General features: G+C 73.4%; 18 protein-coding genes. 7 read left to right on the forward strand and 11 right to left on the reverse strand.

Going from position 1 to position 21,588, the window contains the following annotated elements; all coding sequences use genetic code 11:
• Positions 1–44: 44 nt before the first annotated feature.
• From ABD841_RS20555 to ABD841_RS20565, 3 genes are all read left to right on the forward strand, one after another.
• A complete protein-coding gene (locus ABD841_RS20555) occupies positions 45–1,676 on the forward strand; it encodes a (2,3-dihydroxybenzoyl)adenylate synthase (RefSeq protein ID WP_344974045.1) in 1,632 nt (543 codons plus the stop codon).
• 214 nt (positions 1,677–1,890) lie between these two features.
• Positions 1,891–3,222 carry a lysine N(6)-hydroxylase/L-ornithine N(5)-oxygenase family protein gene (locus ABD841_RS20560; RefSeq protein ID WP_344974048.1) on the forward strand — a complete coding sequence of 444 codons (1,332 nt, stop codon included), beginning with the start codon at positions 1,891–1,893 and terminating at the stop codon, positions 3,220–3,222.
• Between the two features lie 246 nt (positions 3,223–3,468).
• Positions 3,469–5,391 carry a pentapeptide repeat-containing protein gene (locus ABD841_RS20565; protein WP_344974050.1) on the forward strand — a complete coding sequence of 641 codons (1,923 nt, stop codon included), beginning with the start codon at positions 3,469–3,471 and terminating at the stop codon, positions 5,389–5,391.
• Between the two features lie 124 nt (positions 5,392–5,515).
• Here ABD841_RS20565 and ABD841_RS20570 read toward each other — a convergent pair whose 3' ends face one another.
• Positions 5,516–6,112 (reverse strand): CGNR zinc finger domain-containing protein, encoded by a 597-nt coding sequence (locus ABD841_RS20570; protein ID WP_344974053.1) that lies wholly within the window; start codon positions 6,110–6,112, stop codon positions 5,516–5,518.
• 56 nt (positions 6,113–6,168) lie between these two features.
• Here ABD841_RS20570 and ABD841_RS20575 point away from each other — a divergent pair, with 56 nt between their 5' ends.
• Positions 6,169–6,549: a nuclear transport factor 2 family protein gene (locus tag ABD841_RS20575; protein WP_344974056.1), complete on the forward strand. Its 381-nt coding sequence runs from the start codon at positions 6,169–6,171 to the stop codon at positions 6,547–6,549.
• A 71-nt stretch (positions 6,550–6,620) separates the two neighbouring features.
• On the opposite strand, the gene ABD841_RS20580 is transcribed toward ABD841_RS20575, so the two are convergent.
• Genes ABD841_RS20580 through ABD841_RS20600 form a run of 5 tightly spaced genes read right to left on the reverse strand, consistent with a single transcriptional unit; the run spans position 6,621 to position 11,602 of the window.
• Positions 6,621–7,409: an ABC transporter ATP-binding protein gene (locus ABD841_RS20580; RefSeq protein WP_344974059.1), complete on the reverse strand. Its 789-nt coding sequence runs from the start codon at positions 7,407–7,409 to the stop codon at positions 6,621–6,623.
• Positions 7,406–8,269 (reverse strand): ATP-binding cassette domain-containing protein, encoded by an 864-nt coding sequence (locus ABD841_RS20585; RefSeq protein ID WP_344974061.1) that lies wholly within the window; start codon positions 8,267–8,269, stop codon positions 7,406–7,408. The genes ABD841_RS20580 and ABD841_RS20585 overlap by 4 nt, the downstream gene beginning before the upstream one ends.
• Positions 8,266–9,150 carry an ABC transporter permease gene (locus ABD841_RS20590; RefSeq protein ID WP_344974064.1) on the reverse strand — a complete coding sequence of 295 codons (885 nt, stop codon included), beginning with the start codon at positions 9,148–9,150 and terminating at the stop codon, positions 8,266–8,268. The genes ABD841_RS20585 and ABD841_RS20590 overlap by 4 nt, the downstream gene beginning before the upstream one ends.
• Positions 9,147–10,097, reverse strand: a complete 951-nt coding sequence (locus ABD841_RS20595; RefSeq protein ID WP_344974066.1) for an ABC transporter permease — start codon at positions 10,095–10,097, stop codon at positions 9,147–9,149. Before ABD841_RS20595 ends, ABD841_RS20590 begins: the two co-directional genes overlap by 4 nt.
• Positions 10,097–11,602 carry an ABC transporter substrate-binding protein gene (locus ABD841_RS20600; protein WP_344974069.1) on the reverse strand — a complete coding sequence of 502 codons (1,506 nt, stop codon included), beginning with the start codon at positions 11,600–11,602 and terminating at the stop codon, positions 10,097–10,099. Before ABD841_RS20600 ends, ABD841_RS20595 begins: the two co-directional genes overlap by 1 nt.
• 346 nt (positions 11,603–11,948) lie before the next feature.
• On the opposite strand from ABD841_RS20600, the gene ABD841_RS20605 reads away from it, so the two are divergent.
• Positions 11,949–13,340 (forward strand): tetratricopeptide repeat protein, encoded by a 1,392-nt coding sequence (locus tag ABD841_RS20605; protein ID WP_344974072.1) that lies wholly within the window; start codon positions 11,949–11,951, stop codon positions 13,338–13,340.
• Here the strand turns inward: ABD841_RS20605 and ABD841_RS20610 are convergent.
• From ABD841_RS20610 to ABD841_RS20630, 5 genes are all read right to left on the reverse strand, one after another.
• Complete coding sequence (locus ABD841_RS20610; protein ID WP_344974075.1) at positions 13,243–13,890, reverse strand: GtrA family protein; 648 nt, start codon at positions 13,888–13,890, stop codon at positions 13,243–13,245. The genes ABD841_RS20605 and ABD841_RS20610 overlap by 98 nt on opposite strands.
• Positions 13,891–14,220: 330 nt before the next feature.
• On the reverse strand, positions 14,221–15,006 hold the full coding sequence (locus tag ABD841_RS20615; protein ID WP_344974077.1) for an SDR family NAD(P)-dependent oxidoreductase: 786 nt from the start codon (positions 15,004–15,006) through the stop codon (positions 14,221–14,223).
• Positions 15,003–15,845 carry an amidohydrolase family protein gene (locus ABD841_RS20620; protein ID WP_344974080.1) on the reverse strand — a complete coding sequence of 281 codons (843 nt, stop codon included), beginning with the start codon at positions 15,843–15,845 and terminating at the stop codon, positions 15,003–15,005. Before ABD841_RS20620 ends, ABD841_RS20615 begins: the two co-directional genes overlap by 4 nt.
• Complete coding sequence (locus ABD841_RS20625) at positions 15,842–17,023, reverse strand: mandelate racemase/muconate lactonizing enzyme family protein (RefSeq protein ID WP_344974083.1); 1,182 nt, start codon at positions 17,021–17,023, stop codon at positions 15,842–15,844. The genes ABD841_RS20620 and ABD841_RS20625 overlap by 4 nt, the downstream gene beginning before the upstream one ends.
• The gene (locus ABD841_RS20630) at positions 17,023–18,384 is read right to left on the reverse strand and encodes an aspartate aminotransferase family protein (protein ID WP_344974086.1); all 1,362 of its coding nucleotides are present in this window, start codon (positions 18,382–18,384) and stop codon (positions 17,023–17,025) included. The genes ABD841_RS20625 and ABD841_RS20630 overlap by 1 nt, the downstream gene beginning before the upstream one ends.
• Before the next feature lie 179 nt (positions 18,385–18,563).
• Between ABD841_RS20630 and ABD841_RS20635 the strand changes: the two genes are divergently transcribed.
• Positions 18,564–19,361, forward strand: coding sequence for an IclR family transcriptional regulator (locus ABD841_RS20635; protein WP_344974089.1), 798 nt, complete (start codon positions 18,564–18,566; stop codon positions 19,359–19,361).
• Positions 19,362–19,552: 191 nt separating this feature from the next.
• Complete coding sequence (locus tag ABD841_RS20640; RefSeq protein WP_344974092.1) at positions 19,553–21,580, forward strand: hypothetical protein; 2,028 nt, start codon at positions 19,553–19,555, stop codon at positions 21,578–21,580.
• Positions 21,581–21,588 lie beyond the last annotated feature (8 nt).

The following is a 21,588-nucleotide window of genomic DNA, read 5'->3' on the forward strand; positions in this document are numbered from 1 at the left end:
GGTGCCGGCCGCCGTCCCCCCCTTTCCCGACGACTGGAGCCCAGATGACGCCAGCCGCCCCCGAACCCCTGCCCTCCGGCCTGACCCCGTGGCCCGCCGACGTCGCGATCCACTACCGCGAGAAGGGGTACTGGGACGGGCGGACCCTCGGCTCGCTGCTCGCCGGATGGGCGGACGAGTACGGTGACCGGATCGCCCTCGTCGCGGGCGGCGAGCGGCTCTCCTACCGCGAGCTCGACCGCAGGGCCGACCGCCTGGCCGCGGGCCTGGCCGGGCAGGGTGTCGCCCCGGGCGACCGCGTCCTGGTGCAGCTGCCCAACATCGGCCCGTTCGTGGTGCTGCTGTTCGCCCTGGCCCGCCTCGGCGCCGTCCCCGTGCTGACCCTCCCGGCGCACCGCATCACCGAGATCGGGCACCTGGCCAGGCTCTCGCAGGCCGTCGCCTACGTCATCCCCGACGAGCACGCCGGGTTCGACTACCGCGACCTGGCCGCGGCCCTCCTGAAGGAGGCCCCCGACCTGCGCCACGTCCTGGTCGCCGGCGCCCCCGGGCCGTTCACCGCCCTGGCCGACCTCGACGGCGAGCCCCTGCCGCTCGCGGAGCCGGACGCCGCCGACATCGCCCTGCTGCTGGTCTCCGGGGGAACCACCGGGGTACCCAAGCTCATCCCCCGCACCCACCAGGACTACGGCTACAACGCCCGCGCCAGCGCCCGGGCGTGCGGGCTGTCGGCCGAGACGGTGTACCTGGCCTGCCTGCCCGTCGCCCACAACTTCGCCCTGGCCTGCCCCGGCGTGCTGGGCACCTTCACCGCCGGCGGGACCGTGGTGCTGTCGCCCTCCCCCGCCGCCGGCGACGCGTTCCCCCTGATCGAGGCCGAGCGGGTCACGATCACCGCGCTCGTGCCGCCGCTGATCCCGCTCTGGCTGGAGGCCGCCGAGTGGGACCCGGCCGACCTGTCCAGCCTGCGGGTGCTCCAGGCCGGGGGTTCCAAGCTCTCGGCGGAGGTCGCCCGCGCCGTCCCCGGCGCCCTGGGATGCACGGTGCAGCAGGTGTTCGGCATGGCCGAGGGGCTGTTGAACTACACCGCGCTCGACGACGACCCCGAGACGATCGCCACGACCCAGGGCAGGCCGCTCTGCCCGGACGACGAGCTGCGCGTCGTCGACGCCGACGGCGCCGACGTGACCCCCGGCGAGGTGGGAGAGCTGCTGGTACGCGGCCCCTACACCCTGCGCGGCTACTACCGCGCGGCCGAGCACAACGCCACCGCGTTCACCCCGGACGGCTACTACTGCTCCGGCGACCTCGTGCGCGTCCTGCCCTCCGGCCACCTGATCGTCGAGGGCAGGGTCAAGGACACGATCGACCGGGGCGGGGAGAGCATCTCGGCCGAGGAGGTGGAGGCCCACCTGCTCGCCCATCCCGGCGTGCGGCGCGGGGCGGCCATCGGCCTGCCGGACACCGGCCGCGGCGAGCAGCTGTGCGCCGTCGTGGTGCCCGGCGGGACACCGCCCACGCTCCAGGAGCTGCGGGTCTTCATGATGGGCCGCGGCCTGGCCGCCTTCAAGCTGCCCGACCGGATCGAGACGGTCGACGAGCTGCCGGTCACCCCGGTCGGGAAGATCGACAAGCGCGCGCTCGTCCGGATGGTGAGCGAGCGCTCCCCGGCCTGATCGTCCCGGAACGGCGACCCGCCGTCCGCGTTCTCCGAACCGGTGACGCGCCCCCGCGCCCCGGACCACGGCACGCCCTCCCGGCCCCGGACCGGTGGCTCGCCCCGTGCCCCGGGCACCGGTGACACGCCCCCGCGCCCTCCCGGACCGGTGACCCGCCCCGTGCCCTCCCGGACCCGTCCTACGACCTGCTCCGCCCGATGAGAGGAATGATGTGTCCACCTTTGACAGCGTCTCCCATGATGTGATTGGAATCGGCTTCGGGCCGTCCAACCTGGCACTGGCGATCGCCGTGCGCGAGCACAACGAGCGGGCCGCCCAGGGTGGCCCGGGCAGGGTGGACGCGCTGTTCGCCGAGAGGCAGGCCCGGTTCGGCTGGCACCGGGGGATGCTCATCGAGGGCGCCACCATGCAGGTGTCCTTCCTGAAGGATCTGGCCACGATGCGGGACCCCACCAGCGAGTACGGTTTCCTGTCCTACCTGCGGGAGCAGGGCAGACTCGTCGACTTCATCAACCACAAGACGATGTTCCCGACCCGGGTGGAGTTCCACGACTACCTGGAGTGGGCCGCCGCCCGCTTCGCCGACCGGGTCCGGTACGGCACGACGGTGCGCGCGCTGCGCCCCGTCACCGGTGAGAACGGCGACGTCGTGGCCGTGGACGTGGTGGCCGCGGACGGCGGGACCGTGGGACGGGCCCGCAACGTGGTGCTCGGGATGGGACTGCGCCCGCGACTGCCCGCCGGCGTGCACGTCTCGGAGCGGGTCTGGCACAACAGCGACCTGCTGACCCGGCTGAAGACCCTGCCCGAACTGCGCCACCAGAGGTTCGTCGTGGTCGGCGCCGGCCAGAGCGCGGCCGAGGTCGCCGAGCACCTGCACACGACCTACCCGCACGCCGAGGTCTGCGCGGTCTTCGGCCGGTACGGTTACAGCCCCGCCGACGACAGCGCGTTCGCCAACCGGATCTTCGACCCCTCGGCGGTGGACGACTTCTACGACGCCCCCGAGCACGTCAAGAGGTCCCTGCTCGCCTACCACGGCAACACGAACTACTCGGTGGTCGACATCGACCTGATCGACGAGCTCTACCGGCGGGTCTACCAGGAGAAGGTCGCCGGGCGGGAACGGCTGCGCATCCTCAACACGGCGCGGGTGGCGGGGATCGACCGGCTGCGCGACGGCGTCCGGGTGCAGATCGACCATCTGTCCTCGGGGGACCGGCTCCCGGTCGAGTGCGACGCCCTGATCTTCGCCACCGGGTACGAACCCGCCGACCCGGCGGACCTGCTCGGTGAGCTGGCTCCGCTGTGCGAGCGCGACGGCCGGGGCCGCCCGCGGGTGGCCAGGGACTACCGGCTCGTCACCGCTCCCGCCCTGCGCTGCGGGATCTACCTGCAGGGCGGGACCGAGCACACGCACGGCCTGTCGTCCTCGCTGCTGTCGAACGCCGCCATCCGGGCGGGAGAGATCCTCCACTCGGTCCTGGAACACCGCGCGGCCCACGATCTCCACGACGGCCGCGCCCCGCTGGCCGCGCGCTGAGACCTCCCCTCCCCGCCTGCGGGCCGGGCCGGGCGGGGAGGGGCGGACGGGCCGGAGGGAAGGCGGTTCGCAAGCGGGCCGCAAGCGGGCCCTCCTATAACGGGTCACGTTCCCGTAAGGTCCATCGGGCGGGCCCCTTCCCCCTCGGGGCGCCACCCGCACCAGCCCGTCCATGAACTTCCACCCGGCTCCGCCTCTCCCCCGCCGGTGGGATCCGCGCGCCTCGGGGGAGATAGCGAGACGAAGATGCCCAGCCTCCCCCGCCTGCTCGCCGGCGCGGTGCTCCTCTCGGCGGCCGCGCTGTCCGCCGCACCGTCCGCGGCACCGGCCCACGCGGCGTCCGGCGCCGCGACCGGAACCGCCTCACGCGCCACCTCCGGCACCGTCCCGGAAAACACGTCACATGCCACGGCCGGGGTCGTGGGAGGCGCCGTGACGGGCACCGCACCCGCGTGCAAGGCCGGCAGCGGCCCCAAGCTCGCCGGGCGGGACCTCACCCGCACCCGCCTGCCGGCCGACCTGTCCTGCGCCGACCTGCGGCGGGCCAAGCTGGACGGGGTGACCGTGCGCAGCGTGCTCACCGGGGCCGACCTGCGGGGTGCCTCACTCCGGGGCGCCCACCTCCAGTACGCCGGGCTGGCCGGGGCCGACCTGCGCGAGGCCGACCTGTCCGAGGCCGAGATGGCCTACGCGGACCTGCGCGGCGCCGACCTGCGCAAGGCGGTCCTGGACGACTCCTCGCCGTACTACGCCCACTTCGAGGAGGCCGACCTCAGCGGGGCGACGATGGTGCGGGCCAAGACGTACTCGGCCCAGTTCGACGACGCGAAGCTGGTCGGTGTGGATCTCAGCGACGCCGACGCCTACGGCGCGGACCTGCGCCGGGCCGACCTCAGTGACGTCAGGGCCGTCCGGACGCGGCTCTACGGCGCCACGCTGATCAAGACCGTGTTCCGGGACGCCGACCTGACCGGCGCGCAGATGTACCAGGCGACGATGGACGGCGCCGTCTTCCGGGGCGCCGCCCTCGGCGGCGCCGACCTGCGTGAGGCCAGGGGCGCCGACCTCACCGGCAGCACGGGCGTGCCCAAGGACCTGCCGGCCCCCGACCCGTCGTGCGAGCCGGGCAGCGGGCAGAAGTACGCGGGCTGGGACCTGACCCGGGTCGCGGACTTCCCCGACGACCTCAGCTGCGCCGACCTGACCGGGGCCAAGCTCGACGGGGTGGACCTGAGCGGGGTCAGGCTGGACCGCGCGATCCTGCGCGACGTGTCGGCCACCGGGGCCACCCTCCGCTACGCCAAGGACGCCGACCTGCGGGGTGCCCGGCTGGAGCGCGCCTCGTTCGGCAGCGCCGAGCTCATGCGGGCGAACCTGTCGGGGGCACGGCTGGAGCGCGCCACGTTCGGCAGCGCCGATCTGACGCAGGCCGACCTGTCGGGGGCGCGGCTGCGCGGGGCCGAGTTCACCAGCGCCGAGCTGGCCGGGGCCGACCTGTCGAAGGCCGACCTGTCGGGGGCGTCGTTCGCCAGCGCCGAGCTGGCCGGGACGAAGCTGGGCGGCGCGGACCTGCGCGACGCGCGGTTCAGCAGCGCCACCGGGGAACGGGCCGACTTCACCGGTGCCCGGATGGACCGGGCCGATCTGAGCAGCGGCTCGTTCCCCGGCGCGGTCTTCCGCCGGGCGGTCCTGACCGACGCCCAGATGCACCACACCGAGCTGCGGGGTGCCACCTTCGAGGACGCCGACGTCACCGGCGCCGCCACCGGGCGGGCCAGGAACGCCGACCTGACCGGCTCCTCCAGCCGGATGCCGCTCGGCTGGCGGATCTTCCTCTCCGTCGCCGGCCTGATCGCGCTCTGGATCCTGTCCATCGTGGTCGGGCGGAAACTGCGGCGGCGGAAGACCACCCGGCGGGAGGCCGCCGAGCGGGCGTCCCTCATGGAGAAGGTCCGGCGGTCCCAGGAGGAGAACGTGACGCGGCTGGGTGAGGAGATCGACCGCCTCGACGCCGAGGGCGGCGGGAAGGCCGACTGGCAGCGGGCCCTGGACTGCTACGACGAGGCCAAGGAGGCGCTGGCCGCCGCCCGCGACCTCGACGAGATCAAGGCCGTCGACGTCATCGTGGCCCGGGGCCGCGACGCCCTGCGGGGGCGCCCCGCGAAGTGACGGCCGCAGAACGCCCCGGCGGGCGCGGCGAGACCGCGGGCCGGCCCGGGCCCCGCGCCGGATGCCAGGGCGCGCGGACCCCGGACGGTCCGGGGCCCGGCCGGGCGGCGCACCCCGTCCCCGCTCAGCCGGGAGGGTTGCGGTCGCGGCGGGTGCGGAGCTTGCGGCGGTTGCCGCAGCGGTCCATGGAGCACCAGCGGCGCGTCCCCGGGCGGGAGGTGTCGAGGAACAGCAGGTAGCACCGCTCCCCCGCGCACATCCTGACCCGGTCTAGGTCGGGGCCGCCGAACAGCTCGATGGCGTCGCGGGCGACGGCGGAGAGGAACTGGGCGCCGGTCACCGGGGACGCCCAGGAGCGTTCGAGGCCGGGTCCGATGACCGGGACGGGAGGCGGCGCGGCGGCGATCTCGTTCAGCACGGCGAGGTCGGGCTCCGGGAGGTCGCGCGAGCCGGTGGCGGCGCGGGCGGCGAGCCGCTGGACCGCCGCCCGCAGGCGCCGGGCCGAGGCCAGCTCGTCGGCGGTGACCGGGCAGGGGCCGGTGATCCCGGCCCGGGAGTGGGCGATCCAGGCGGCGAGGTCGTCGGGCCGGTGCAGCCGCTCCCACCGTGCCAGCTCGCCCTCGCCCCCGGTGAGCAGGAACTCCAGGCACAGGGCGCCGGGGTCGAACCGGAACCGCTGCCCGTCGGGCGGGGTGAGCTCCATGCCGTTTGCCAGGTTCACCGGTCGAGTGTAACACTGACACCGGTTAAACCGGTGTCAGTGCGGAAGGGACGGGAATGAGCTTCGAGAGCGAGCTGATCGAGTTGACCGAGAGGGCCTGGGAGGCGAACCGGAACGGTGACGCGGCCTTCTACGACCGCCTCCTCACCGAGGCGCCGCTGAGCGTGTCGCAGTGGGGCATCGTGGACGACCGCGAGGCGATCCTGAAGGGCTTCGCCGAGAACCGGAACCCGTACACGCGCACCGAGCAGAGCGACCACCGGGTGACCAGGCTCGGCGAGGACAGCGCGGTGCACACCAGCACCGTGGAGATCGACGTGCTGGTGAACGGCGTCGACAAGCAGACGATGAGGCTCTTCGCCACGACGGTGCTGGTCCGCCGCGACGGCGAGTGGCGGGCGGCCCTGTTCCAGGTCACCCCCGCGCCCGCCCGGTGACGGGAGGGCCCCACCCGGCGTGACCCGCACCGGAGAGCGCGGGCGGAGCCGGGCGGCCGTCCACCACCGGGTCAGACGGGCAGGCGGGGCACGGCGTCCAGCAGGCGCCGGGTGTAGGGGTGGGCAGGGCGGTCGAGGACGCCGGCGGCCGGGCCCCGCTCGGCGACCGTGCCGTCGTGCAGGATCAGGACCTGGTCGCACAGGTGGCGGACCACGCCGAGATCGTGGGAGACGATGATCAGGCTGAGCCCCTCGGTGGTGACGAACCCGGCGAGCAGGTCGAGGATCCGCGCGCGGACCGAGACGTCCAGCGCGCTGACCGGCTCGTCGCCCACCAGCACCTTCGGGCGCGGGGCGAGCGCGCGGGCGATGGCGATCCGCTGCCGCTGGCCGCCGGAGAACTCGTGCGGGTACCGGCCGCCCATCTCCGGCTCCAGCCCGACCGCGGCAAGCACCTCGGCGACGCGCGCCCCGTGGTCACCGGGGACGCCCAGGGAGCGCAGCGGCTGGGCGACGGCGCGGCCGATCCGCATGCGCGGGTCCAGCGAGCTCATCGGGTCCTGGAGCACGACCTGCACCTCCCGGCGGAACCAGCGCAACGTGGCCGGGCTGCCCGGCCGCACCTCCCGCCCCCGGTAGCGGACGCTCCCCCGGTCGGGCCGGTCCAGCCCGAGGAGCAGCCGCAGCAGCGTCGACTTGCCCGCCCCCGACTCGCCGACGACGCCGAGCGCGCTTCCCTCGGTGAGGACGAGGTCGACCCCCCGTACGGCGTGCCGGTGGGAGCGCGGACCGGTGACCGAGGTGCGGGGCAGGGGGTAGGACCGGTGGAGCCCGGTGGCCTCCAGCAGCGGCCCGCTCACGGCCCGATCTCCTGGCGGACGCCGGTCCAGGCGGTGGCGCGGGCGGCCGCGACGAGTTCCCCGGTGTACGGCTCGCGGGGGTCGCGCAGCACGTCCAGGGTGGGTCCCTCCTCCAGGATCCGGCCGCCGCGCATGACGGCGACCCGCTCGCAGGTCTGCGCGACCACCGCGAGGTCGTGGCTGATGAACAGCAGCGCGCTGCCCTCCTCGTGGACCAGTCCGGACAGGAGCCGCAGGATCTCCGCCTGCACGGTGACGTCGAGCGCGGTGGTGGGCTCGTCGGCGATGATCAGGGCCGGGCGGCAGGCGAGCGCGACGGCGATGCCGACCCGCTGGCGCTGGCCGCCGGAGAGCTGGTGGGGGTAGGCGCGGACGATCCGCTCCGGGTCGGGGAGCCCGACCCGGGCGGCCAGCTCGACCGCGGCGGCGCGGGCGGCGCGGCGGGAGTGCCCGCGGTGGATGCGGAGCGGCTCCCCGATCTGCGCGCCGACCCTCATCATCGGGTTGAGCGCGGTCAGCGGCTCCTGGAAGACGAAGCCGATGACGTCGCCCCGGAGCCCGGCCAGGATGCGCTCGCGCTGCCCCAGCAGTTCCTGCGGCCCGATGGGGACCGGCCGGACCCGGCGGATGCCCGCGTTCAGCGGGACGGACAGGCGGACCGACCCGGTGGCCGTCGCGCCGGGCGGGAGCAGCCCGGCGATCGCCAGCGCGGTGAGCGACTTGCCCGATCCGGACTCGCCGATCAGGCCGAGCCGTTCCCCGGCGCCGAGCGAGAACCCCACCCGGTCGACGACCGGGGCGGGCGCCCCGGGCCCGGCGCCGAAGCGGACGGTCAGGTCCTCGATCTCCAGCAGCGTCATGATCGCCTCACCCTCGGGTCTCCCGCCTCGCGGAGCCCGTCGCCGAGCAGGTTGAACCCCAGGACCGTGGCCACGATCGCCACCCCGGGCCAGACGAGCACCAACGGCCGCACGGTGATCTGAGCCTGCAGGTCGTGCAGCATCCGGCCCCAGGTGGGGGTGCCGGACGGCACGCCGTACCCCAGGTAGGACAGGGCCGCCTCGGCGAGCACGGCGACGGCCATGACCAGCGAGAGCAGCACGGTGAGCGTGGGCAGCACGCCGGGCAGGACATGCTCGTGGAAGATCCGCCAGGTGCTCGCGCCGCCCGCGCGGGCGGCCAGGACGTAGTCGGCGGCCAGGACCCGGGCCATCTCCGCGCGCATCACCCGCGCCACGAAGAAGCCCTCGCCCAGGCCGATCGCCAGTACGGCGGTCTCGGTGCCCGCCCCGTACACCGCGACGAGGACCATCGCCAGCAGCAGCGTCGGGAACGCGATCAGCGCGTCGACGGCGTGCCCCGCGGGGGCGCGCACCCAGCGGGGGGTGATCGCCGCCGCGGCGCCGAGCAGGGTGCCCGTGACGGCGGCGACGACGGTCGCGGCGGCGCTGACCAGGAGCGTCGCGCGGGCCCCGGCCAGCACGAGGCTGAGCAGGTCGCGGCCCAGCCGATCGGCCCCGAACCAGTGCTCCCACGACATCGGGGCCCAGCTCTCGCGGGGGCTCACCCGGGAGGGGTCGTAGGGGGTCCACGCGAAGGAGACCAGGGTGGCCACGACGACGAGGCTGGACAACGCGAGCCCGGCCGCCCCGGACCGGCTGCGGAGCAGCGCGGACCACCGGCCCGCGGCGCGGGCGCCGGGCGGGGTGGTCCTTTCCCCGGCGGGGACGGGCGCGGTCATGTGGCGGCTCGCAGGCGCGGGTCGACCAGGCGGTGGACGACGTCGACGGCCGCCCCGAGGACCAGCACGAAGCCGGAGAGCAGCAGCACGGTGCCCTGGACCTTGACCAGGTCGCGGTTGCCCACGTCGGCCAGGAGCATCTTGCCGACGCCCGGAAGGGTGAAGGTCTGCTCGATGACGACGGCCCCGACGACCAGGGAGGCGATCTGGACGCCGAGGACCGAGATCACCGGCGGTGCGGCGTTGCGCAGGCCGTGGCGGAGCAGCGCGGAGGCGAGGGTGCGGCCCTTCGCCCGGGCCGTGCGCATGTAGTCGGCGTGCAGCACCTCGAGCGTGGCCGAGCGGACGAACCGGAGCAGCACCGCGGACTGGGCGAGCGCGAGGGTGGCCACCGGCAGGATCAGGCTCCGCGCGGCCGCCGCCGGCTCCGCCCAGCCGTCCACGGGGAAGCCCTGGGCGGGCAGCAGGCGCAGTTCCACCGCGAACAGGGCGGCCAGCATGATGCCCAGCCAGAAGGAGGGCACCGCGATGCCGAGCTGGCCCACCGCGGAGACCGCCGCGCCGTCCCGGGAGCGGTGGCGCAGCGCCGCGTAGCAGCCGAGCGGCACGGCCAGCAGCACGGCGAGCACCGAGGCGGCCAGCGTGAGCGGGAGGGTGACGACGAGCTTGCGGCCGAGTTCGTCGGTGACCGAGACGCCGTTGAGCATGGAGTGGCCGAAGTCGCCGGCCAGGACGCCGCCCGCCCAGGAGGCGTACTGGGCGGGCAACGGGCGGTCCGTGCCGAGGCGGGCCCGGAGCGTGGCGAGCTGTTCGGGGGTCGCCTCCACTCCCCCGATGATCGCGGCGACGTCGCCGGGGAGGAGCCGCAGCAGCAGGAAGACCAGGAGGCTGGTGCCGGACAGCGCGACCGCGAGCAGGGTCAGGCGGCGCAGCAGGAACAGCGCCATCAGCCGGCGGCGGCCGTCAGCCCGGACAGGTTCAGGCGGGCGGCGGTGTCGTTCTTCGGGAAGCCGGTGAAGCCGCGCCTGGCGACGGTGGTGCTGCGGGCGATCCCGAGCCAGTCGACGGCGGCGTCCTCGGAGATCTTCCGGGCGACCTTCTTCAGCAGCCCGTCGCGCTCGGCCTCGCTCCTGGCGGTGATCGCCTCCCTGGTCCAGGTCTGGACGTCCTCGCCGTCGTAGCGCCAGTAGTAGCCGGGCTGGGCGTACTTCAGGATGGTCAGCGGCTCGACGTGCGCGACCAGCGACAGGTCGTACTCGCCCTTGGTGTAGACCTTGTCGAGCCAGACGGCGAACTCGACGGTGTTCACCTTCAGGTCGACCCCGGCCTCCCGGTACTGGGCCGCCAGGTAGTCGGAGATCGAGGCCGGGTAGATGTTGGGGACGGTCAGCTCCAGGCTGCGGCCGTTCAGCACCTTCTTCGCGGCCTCCTTGTCGTACGGGTCGATGGAGGTCAGGTCCTCGGCCCAGGGGTCGGTGGGGGCGACGTGGCTGCCGGTCCTGGCGTAGAGCTGCTCGCCGCCGAGTGTGGCGAGCAGCCCGTCCTTGTCGACGGCCTGCCGGAGCGCGTGCCTGACGCTCGCGTCCTTCAGCCGCTCGTTGTTGAAGCCGAGCACGAAGATCGTGTTGCTGGTGCCGCTGGTCACGGTGAATGCGGGGTCGTCCTCGATCGCGGCGAGCTGGTCGGCGTCGGTGCCGGTGAACACGTCGATCTCACCGGCGCGCAGGGCGTTGAGCGCGGCGTTCTCGTCGGGGATGTACCTGAATACGATCTTGGCGACCTTGGCCTTCTCCGCGCCCCAGTAGGCGTCGTGGCGGACGAAGGTGATCGTGGAGCCGCGCTGCCAGTCGTGCAGCCGGAACGGCCCGGTGCCGTTCTCGGAGTCGTCGAGGCCGGTGGCGCCCTTCTTGAACACGACCCCCGCGCGCCCGGTCAGCGCGTACAGGAAGGTGGTGTCGCGCTTGGACAGGTGGACGACCACCGTGGAGTCGCCCTCGGCCTCGACGTCCTTGACGGAGGCGAAGGTCGCCTTGGCCGGGTTGGCGGAGTCGTCGGCGATCACCTTCTCGAAGGAGTCCTCGACGTCGGCGGCGGTGACCGGCGAGCCGTCGTGGAAGGTGGCCTTGTGGAGGGTGAAGGTGTAGGTCAGCCCGTCGCCGGAGACCTCCGGCAGCCCGGCGAGGCCCGGCGCGACCTTCCCGTCGTCGGTCCGCCTGACCAGGCCCTCGTAGATGTTGTCGAGCAGGATCTGGTCGAGCGCCGCTCCGGCGACCTTGGTGAGGTCGAGGCTGGTGGGCTCCAGGACCAGCCGGACGTTCACGGTCGCGTTCGGGTCGGTGCCGCCCGCGGCCGGGGCGGCGGAGGTGGCGGGCGCGGGCGTGCCGCTCCCGCCGCAGCCGGCCGTGGCCAGCAGGGCGGCCAGGACGAGGGTGGTCGTGGTCCGGCGTCTCATCGGGGTGTCGCCTCCTGGGGGTGGGGGTGCTCCGTCGTTCCGGGGCGCCGTGCCGGCCTGTGGTGCCGTACCGGCCACGAGCATCGTGTCACTCCGTGTTCACGCGACACTCCGGAACGTCACATCCGCCGGGATGTCACGCCGCCCCGGGACGCCCCCCTTCCGGCCGCACCCCACGGCCGGGCGCGCGCCATCACACCTGGCCCGGCCGGACACGGGACCCGCCGGCCGCGGCACCCGGACGGGGGACATGAGGTGATTGTGGCCCCACATTCGGGATAAATCAATGCATTTCCTACTTGTTTGGTGTGTTATTGTGCTGCCGCATGCCGACACGGGAGAGCAGATGCACGTAGACGAGCACGGGCTGGTGATGAGCTCGGCGAGCGCGGCCGCCGCGCGCCACTACGACCGGGCCGTCCACGAGCTGCTGCACTTCCGCGCCGAGGTCGCCACCGAGGCGGGGGCCGCGCTGGCCGAGGATCCCGGCTTCCCGATGGGGCACGTCCTGACCGCCTACCTCGACCTGCTCACCACCGAGCCCGCTCTCGCGCGCGCCGCCCGCGAGAGGTTCGCCGGGTTCCGCGCCGGGCTGGACGAGCAGGCCCTGCTCCCCCGTGAGAGGGCCCACGTGCGGGCCGTCGGGGCGCTCCTGGCGGGCGACCTTCTCACCTGCGGCGCCCTGCTCGCCGGGATCACCGAGGAGCACCCGCGCGACGCGCTCGCCCTGATCACCGGGCACCAGATCGACTTCCTCACCGGCGACGCCCGGGCGCTGCGCGACCGGGTCGGCGGCGCGCTGCCGGCCTGGGGCGCGGACGACCGGCACTTCGGCAACCTGCTCGGCATGTACGCCTTCGGGCTGGAGGAGGCGGGCCACTACGACAGGTCCGAGGAGGTCGGCCTGCGCGCGGTGGAGCTCGACCCCAAGGACGTGTGGGGCATCCACGCCGTCGCGCACACCTACGAGATGCAGGGCCGCTTCGGCGACGGCGTCCGCTACCTGGACGCCCGGCTGCCCGACTGGTCGACCGGCACGTTCCTCAACGTCCACGCCTGGTGGCATTACTGTCTTTACCTGTTGGAGGCCGGCGCCACCGGCAGGGTGCTCGACGTCTACGACGCCGTCATGGCGGGCGGGGAGAGCGCGATGGCGCTGCTCGACGCCGCCGCCCTGCTCTGGCGGCTGTACCTGGAGGGCTCCGACCAGTCCGGGCGCTGGCAGGCGCTCGCCGACGCCTGGACCCCCAAGATGGAGGAGCCGCTCTCCGCCTTCAACGACGCGCACGCGGTCATGTCGTACGTGGGCGCGGGCCGGATCGCCGAGGCCGAGCGGCTGGTCGCAAGCCGCGAGCGGTACGTGGCGGGCGGGCACACCACGACCAACCACGCGATGACGGCCCGGGTGGGCCTGCCCGTCTGCCGGGCCCTGCTCGCCTTCGGCCGGGGCGACTTCGCCACCGTCGTCGACCTGCTCCACCCGATCAGGCACCGGATCAACGAGTTCGGCGGCAGCCACGCCCAGCGCGACGCCGTGCAGAAGACCCTCCTGGAGGCCGCGATCAGAGCCGGGCGGCGCGAGGCCAGGGTCCTGGTGAGCGAGCGGATCTCGGTCAGGCCGGGCAGCCCGTTCAACTGGCTCAAGCAGAGCGCGGTGGCCGACGACGCCGGCGCGCGTGCCGCCGCCGCGGTCCGCGCCGAGGATCTCGTCCGGCAGGCGGCCCTGCCGTGGCGATGACGCTCGACGCCGGCTCCGGGGACCGGCTCATCGGGATCGTCCCCGGCCGGAGCCGACCCCCGGGGACCTCACCGCGCCGTCCTCGGCGCGCCGGTGCGAGCTCCGCCGGGGAACGGGAGGACGGCACGGCGGACCGGCCCGGGTCCAGGAAACCGGCCGGCGAATCGCCGGAGGACGGGAACACCCATTTCCGGTACGACCAGAACCTGAACAGGGTGCCGAGCGCGATGCCCGCCAGCTTGGCCGCGTTCAACGCCCACCAGTCGTCGACATCGGCGGTGTATTTGACGAAACCGATGAAAAGCAGCTCGATCAGCAGGCCGATTCCGTTCAGGGAGAAGAAAAGGACGTACTCCCGGGCCGGTCCCTTTCTCTCGCGATGGCGCCATGTCCAGTGCCGGTTCGCGACGTAGGAGAAGGTCGCCGCCACGACCGTGGCGATGACGTTCGCGATGAGCGTTCCCCGGGTGCCCCAGGCGAGCCAGAGAAGGTTGGCGATCGCCATGTTGACCGCGAACGCGATCGCACCGACCGTTCCGAATCTGGCCAACTCGCGGAGCGCACGCTCGAATCTGGTGAAAATCCGTTGGCCGAAATCCACGGTCTGCTCGGCTCCCTCTGCCCCGTCGCGCCGGTTTTAGGAGCGGAATATACTGACGCGGCCGTAGCGCGGCAAACCTGGAATTCCTTGACGTCTGCCGGTCCGCAGCCGGGCCTCCCCGCGCCGGGTCACGCGGCACACGACCTTACCGGCCACGACTGCGGACGGCGAGTCCCCGCGACCGGGGATCACGCCACCCGGCTCCGCGGCGGCCGGAACGCCGCGGGACCGTCCGGTGCCCCGGGGCGCCGGGCGGTCCCGTCCGCCGTGGGGGTCGGCTCACCCCTCCAGCGAGTTGCGGTACGGCGGCATGAAGCGCAGCCGGGGCATCTGGTCGGCGAGGACGCCGCCGTCGACGACGAGCGTGGTGCCGGTGACGTAGCGCGCGGCGTCGGAGGCGAGGTAGAGGACCGCGCCCACGACGTCCTCGGGCGTTCCGTAGCCGCCGCGCAGCGGGATGCGCTCCTCCCACGCGGCCTCGAAGGCCGCGCGGTCGAAGGGGAACTCTCCGTCGATGGGGGTGGCGATCATCCCGGGGGCGACGGCGTTGACGGTGATGCCGTGCGGGCCGAGCTCCGCGGCGAGCGACTTGGTGATCAGCTCCAGCGCCCCCTTGGAGGCGTTGTAGTGGGCGAGGCCGGCCTCGGCCATCAGGCCGTTCTTGGAGGAGACGGAGATGATCCGGCCCGCCACGCCGTCGGCGATCATGTGCTCGGCGACCCGCTGGGAGAGGAAGAACGCGGCGTCGGCGTTGACGCTCATGATCTCCCGCCAGGACTCCACGGTGATCTCGTTGAAGTGCTGGAGCCGGGCCACCCCCGCGTTGTTGACCAGGATGTGGATCGGCCCGTGGGCGGCGCGGATCCCGTCGGCCAGCCCGGCGAGCCCGGCGGTGTCGGCGAGGTCGAAGCCGTGGGCGTGCTCGAAGTCCGCCAGGCCGGCGGCGCCGGGCCGGTCGACGGCCACGACGCGGGCGCCGGCTTCGGCCAGCCCCAGCGCGAAGGCCCGGCCCAGGCCGCGGGCGGCGCCGGTGACGACCGCGAGCCTTCCGGACAGGGCCGTCACGCCAGCCCCAGCAGGTCGAGGGAGGGCCGGTGGATCAGCTTCTCGATCTCGTCCCGGTCCAGGGGCGGCAGGCCGGGGATGCCCGGTACCTCCCCGACCGCGCGCAGGCCGTCGACCGAGGCGTTCACGGTGGTGAACGGGTAGTCGCTGCCGAACAGGAGCTTGTGCCAGACCCCGTAGTCCTGCACCAGCCGCAGGCTGTGCCAGAGCTGGAAGGGCCGGTAGTGCAGCGCCGACACGTCGGCGTAGACGTGCCGGTGCTTGCGGATCACCGCGATGCACTCCCCCTCGTACGGGTGGGCGAGGTGGGCCAGGACCATGCGCAGCTCGGGGTGGCGGATGGCCACCTCGTCGAGGTGCACCGGCAGCGCGTACCGCAGCGGCGCGGCCGAGACGAACGTGGTCCCGGTGTGCACCAGCAGCGGCAGCCCGTGCTCGGCGGCGTAGGCGTAGAGCGGGTCGAGCGAGGGCGCGGCCGGGTCGAACCCGGCGTACATCGGCATCAGCTTGATGCCGCGCAGCCCGAGGTCCTGGTGGCCGTGTTCCAGTTCCTCGCGCCACCCGGGCTGGGTGGGGTCCAGGGACAGGTAGCCGACGAGCCGGTCGGGGTGGCCGGCCACGTAGGCGGCGACCGCCCCGTCGTCCACCCAGAGCCCGGACCTGCGCGCCTTGCCGCCGACGACGATCGTGCGGGTGCCCTCGGGCGCGGAGGCGGCGTAGTCGTCCCAGCGTACGGTCAGGTCGACGTGGCCGTCGTGCGCCCGCGCCGACTCGGCCGCGAACGGGTCGCCCACGTCGTCGGGGCAGGTGAACAGGTGCGAGTGGACGTCGACGATCACGTGCGGTTCCGCTTCTCCCAGCCTTCGGCGAACATGTTCCAGAACCGGTGGCTCGGCGGGTGCTCGGCGAAGACCTCGTCGGCCAGCTCGATGCCGAGACCGGGCGCCGTGGGCAGCCCGATGTGCCCGTCCACGACCGGCAGCGCGCCCCGCACGGCCGCGAAGACGTACTCCTCCAGCATCCCGTCGAAGGTCTCCAGGATCGTGAAGTTCGGCATGCCGAGCACCGCGTGCACCGAGGCGGTGGTGCAGACCGGCGAGTTGGAGTTGTGCGGCGCGACGAGCATCGCGTGCGTCTCCGCCTGCGCGGCCAGCTTCCTGACCTCGGTGAAACCGCCCGCCATGGACAGGTCCGGCTGGATGATGTCGACGGCGCCGGTGGCGAACAGCCGGGCGTACTCGTAGCGGTTGTGGAAGTGCTCGCCGCCGGAGATCGGCATCGGGGCGCGCTGCCGCAGCTCGGCGTAGCGCTCGATGTGGGTCCAGGGCAGGGGCTCCTCGAACCAGCCGACGTCGTACGGCTCCAGCTCGCGCAGCAGCCGCACCGCGGTGGGCATGGCGAAGCGGGCGTGCCCCTCGATGAAGATGTCGACGTCGACCACCTCGCGGACCGCGGCCACGATCTCGATCGAGCGGCGCAGCTCGGCCCGGGAGAGCTCGCCGAGCCCGGCACCGAACGGGTCGAACTTCAGCGCGGTGTAGCCGCGGGCCACCACGTCCTTGGCGCGGGCGGCGAACTCGCCGGGGTCGCGCTCCCCGGTGTACCAGCCGTTGGCGTAGACCCTGACCCGGTCGCGGCAGGCACCGCCGGTCAGCCGGTAGGCGGGCACGCCGAGCGCCTTGCCCATGATGTCGTACAGCGCCTGGTCGACCCCGGAGACGACGATCCCGCCGATGTCGCCGCCGCGCAGGAAGTCGCCCTGGTACATGCGCAGCCAGATCTCCTCGACGTCGAAGGGATCGGCGCCGATCAGGTGCCTGGCGGCCATGGCCTCGGCCAGCGAGGTGGTCTCCCGGCCCCGGTACGGGTGGGTGATCTCGCCGACGCCGCTGAGGCCCTCGTCGGTGTGGACGCGCACGTAGGAGAAGTCGCGCCAGGCCGTGCCGAGGGTCAGGGTCTCGACGCGGCTGATCCGCCCCGCGGGTCCGGCGGGGCGGGAGGTGTTCACGGTCAGCATCAGCGCACCGCCCCGCCCATGGTGCTGGTCCCGGCCAGGTCACCGACCGGGTCGCCGGCGGCGAGCCGGGCGCGCGCCGCCGCCTCGGCCGCCTCCAGCAGCCGGTCGGCGTCGGCGTCGGTGTGCGCGTAGGAGACGTGGCTGCGCTTGAGGTTGAGCGGCAGCTCGAACACTCCGTGCTCCAGCAGCCGGCGGCGGTACCCGATGAACATGCTGGCATCATTGCGCAGCAGGTCGTCGTAGGTGCGGGCGGGGCCCGTCATGAAGTACTCGACGAAGACCGAGCCGTAGCCGGTGACGAGGGCGGGCACGCCCAGGCCGGCGAAGACGTCGGCGAGCCCGGCGCGGATGCGGTCGCCGAGGCGGAAGACGTGCTCGTGCACGGGTTCGGTGCGGAGCTTGCGCAGGGTCGCCAGCGCGGCGGCGACGACGGCCGGGTGCCCGTTGTAGGTGCCGGCGAAGAAGGCGGGGCCGCCGGGGCGGGAGCTGAACAGCTCCATCAGGTCGGCGCGCCCGCCGAGCGCGCCGACCGGGTAGCCGTTGGCGATGGCCTTGCCCATGGTGGTCAGGTCGGGGGTGATCCCGCTGATCGCCTGCCAGCCGCCCAGGTCGTGCCGGAAGCCGGTGATCACCTCGTCGAAGACGAGGACGCTCCCGGCGCGGGTGCACTCCTCGCGCAGCGCGCTCAGGAACTCCTGCTCCGGCAGGAGGCAGCCGACGTTGTGCGGGACCGGCTCGACGATGACGGCGGCGATGTCGTGCCCGTGCTCGGCGAACGCCGCGCGTACGGCGCCGGCGTCGTTGAAGGGCAGCACGAGCGTCGCCTCCAGCACCTCGGGCAGGATGCCGGTCGAGATGGGGTCCCGGCCGCCGACGCGGTCGGGGGCGGAGATGACGTTGAGGCTGACCGCGTCGTGCCAGCCGTGGTAGCAGCCCTGGAACTTCACCACCAGCCGCCGCCCGGTCGCCGCCCTGGCGACCCGGAGCGCGTGGAAGGTGGCCTCGCTGCCGGTGCTGGTGAGCAGCACCTTCTCCACGCTGGGCACCAGTTCCACGAGCGTCTCGGCCAGCTCGACCTCGCCCCGGGTGACGCCGACGCCGCACAGGTCGACCGTGCGCCCGGCCTCGGCGACCGCCGCGGAGACGTCGGGGTCGTTGTGGCCCAGCAGCGGCGGGCCGAAGGCGGCGTGGTAGTCGACGTACTCGCGTCCGTCCGCGTCGCGGAACCTCGCCCCCTCGGCGTGGGTGATCACCAGGTCGGTGAGGCCGGGGATGCTGCGCTGGCCGCTGTTCACCCCGCCGGGGATGGCCCGGCGGGCGCGCTCGGCCAGTTGGGAGCCGGGCAGGACACCTTGGTTCACATCTTCTCCTCGGTGCGCCGGCCGGGGCCCAGCCCGGTCCCGGTCGGCGCGGTTTCTTCCGCCGCAGTGAAAATTCCGAACACTGTTTGGCACTGCCGAACAGTCGGGGCGAGTCTAGGCGCGGAAAAATCCAGCGGTCAACATGCATTTGTGTAACAAGGCCGTTAATCTGTTCGGTTGTGACGAACACTGCTGCTGAAGATTCGCGCTACTGGGTGCGCAGCGTCGCCCGCGCGGCCGACGTCCTGGAGGCCCTGGCGGGCGGCGCCCAGGGGGCCGGGATGAGCGTTACCGACGTCGCCGCCGCCTGCGGGCTGAGCAAGAGCGCGGCCTTCGCCACCCTCTACACGCTGCGGCACTACGGTCTGGTCGCCGACGACGGCGAGGGCATGAACCGCCGCTACCGGCTCGGGATGGCCCTGGCCCGCCTCGGCAACCGCGCCCAGGACCAGCTCTCGCTGCGCGACCTGGCCCGCCCCACCCTCGTCGAGCTGACCCGGCTGACCGGCATGAACTCCCGGCTGGCCGTGCCCGAGAGCGACCAGGCGGTGGTCGTCGACCAGGTCAGCAACGGCGAGCGCATCCAGGTCGACCTGCGCATGGGCACCCGGGAGCTGCCGCACTGCACCGGACTGGGCAAGGCGCTGCTCGCGGAGATGGCCGACGCCGACGTGTCCCAGCTCATCGAGCGGGTCGGCCTGCCGCGCCGCACGAGCCACACGATCACCGACCTGCCGACGCTCATGGCCCACCTGAAGACCGTCCGCGAGCTCGGCTACGCCGTCGACGACGAGGAGGACGCCGACGGCATCTTCTGCATCGGCAGCGCGCTGCGGGACCACACCGGGGCCTGCGCCGGGGCGATCAGCATCACCGGTCTCAAGCGCGACCTGCCCGCCTGGCGCTACCAGGAGCTGGGGCGCCAGGTGCGTGAGGCGGCCGAACGGATCTCGCGGGACCTGGGATACGGGGCTTGACATCCACCATCGGGATGTCTAGCGTCCTCGCCATCGTCTCGGGCGAACAGCTGGCTCCCGATGTGTCGCAGCCCCGACCCCGGAAGTTCCGGCCAGCAGCTCCGCCGCCTGCACGCCTTCGCGTGTCGCCCGACCTTCCGCACCACCCCCCTGCCGCGTTCCGCGAACGCGGGCTCGAAGGTTGAGGCCCCATGAACCACGTGGCCACCGTCGCGCGCCTGCTGGCGCTCGACGCCGACCATCTCCCCCACGGCCTGCTCGTCCAGGTCGCCGGCTACCACGCCCCCGGCGACGGCGGCGGCATGCTCGTCCGCTGGGACGCCGCCGCCACGCTCGCCCCCAACGGCGGCACCGTCCTGGCCCCGCCCCGCGCCCGCAAGGGCCGCTGGCTGCAGATCCACGACGGCGTCGGCGACTTCCGCCGCTTCGGGCACTTCGACGGCAAGACCCCCGCCGACGCCGCCCTCGACGCCATGGTCGGCGACCCGGCCATCCACCGGATCGAGGCCCACACCGACCTGCTCTTCGTCAAACGCCACACCTTCCACCGCTCCGGCATCGAGCTCGACTTCGGCGGCCACACCGTCCGCACCGACGGCATCGAGCGCAACACCCACGACAACCCCTTCGGCGCCGTGCTGTACTTCCGCGGCAAGGTCACCGACACGGTGGTCACCCACAAACTCACCGCCGTCATGCCCGACCTGTCCGACGTCTTCGAGGTGGGCGACTCCTCGAAGTTCGCCGTCGGCCAGTGGTGGACCGCCGAGGTCGACGCCCTCGCCGGGAAGTACGAGCGCGAGCTGCAGCGCATGGTCCAGGTGACGCAGATCGTCGACGGCTCCCGCATCCGGGTCAACTACAAGAACGGCTGGGAGCTGGCGGCCGGCCGCACGATCACCTGGACCAGGGTCGAGCCCGTCGAGCGCGCCCACGTCCGCGACATGGTCTTCGTCGGGGCCCCGCCGTACGACGGGCCCAACGACGGGTCCGTCCCGGACGACCGCGAGTACACCGGCTCGCATCCCGTGGCCTACGAGTACGCCGTCTCGTGCGACGTCTCCGGCATCCACGCCACCGCCACCTGGTGGCCGGTGATCATGCGGCGCTGGTGCACCCACTTCCGCACCGAGAGCTGCAGCCTGAAGAACCCGCCCACGGTGTTCTACGGCGGCGCCGGCTACCTCACCCAGCAGATCTACTGCCTGTACGGGCACGTCTCCGACTGCCACACCGCCAACGTCCGCCACCTCAACGACTTCACCGCCTCCGCCTACTGCACGGTCGAGAACTGCCACGGCGACGGCGACGACGCGGGCGGCAACCCCTTCACCACCCACGGGCAGTACGAGCACGACCTGGTCTTCACCGGCAACACCGGGCTGATGGACATCGCCAACAGCGGCGCGCTCTGGGGTACCAGCGCCAAGCGGATCACCGTCCGCCGGCACGTGTGCTCCTGGTTCGTCGCCGGAACGAAGATCACCGACCTGACGCTGGAGGACGTCCGGGTCATCCCCCGGGCCACGTTCGACCCCGCGGGAACGCTCCAGGTGAACGCCGACGGCGTCCAGATGCGCGGCTGCTCGGCCAAGACGTTCGCGATCGGGCAGCGCTCCAACCGCTCGGGACGGCCCAACGTGATCCAGGGCTGCACCTTCGAGCCTCCGGCGGAGGCGGTGGTCGTGCAGACCCCGGTGACCAACCCGGTGCACTTCGTGGAGTGCGTCTTCACCGGGCTGGACGGCGCGGTCTTCCGCGGCTCCGGGCCGCTCCGGTTCACCCGCTGCGAGCTGCGCGGCAAGAAGGGCGGCGGCCGGCCGGTCACCCTCGGCGCGGCCGAGATCGTCATCTCGGGCGGCCTCGTCGACGAGGCCCCGCTCCGGCTCAGCGCCGTACGGGACCAGATCCTGCGCCTGGGCGGCGGGGTGAAGGTGAGCGGCGGCGGCGAGGCGCTGCTGTCCCGGGCCGAGGGGACGGGACGGCTCCGCTGGGAGCTGATCGGCTACCGCGGCGAGACGAGCGGCCAGACCGCCCACCTCGTCCTGACCTCGGGGGACAACCACTACCGCGCGGTCGGCTCCGCCTTCACCGGCGGCCGGCTGGTGCTCACCGGCGCCTCGACCGTGCTGCACACCGAGTGCGTGGAGGAGGGCGTGGAACGCTCCCTGCCCGCCGAGGGCCCCCGCGTCCGCGTCGCCGACAACCTCTCGCTCTGAGTTCGCCG

Origin of the sequence: Streptosporangium fragile (assembly GCF_039534445.1) — a bacterium.
Lineage (GTDB): Bacteria > Actinomycetota > Actinomycetes > Streptosporangiales > Streptosporangiaceae > Streptosporangium > Streptosporangium fragile.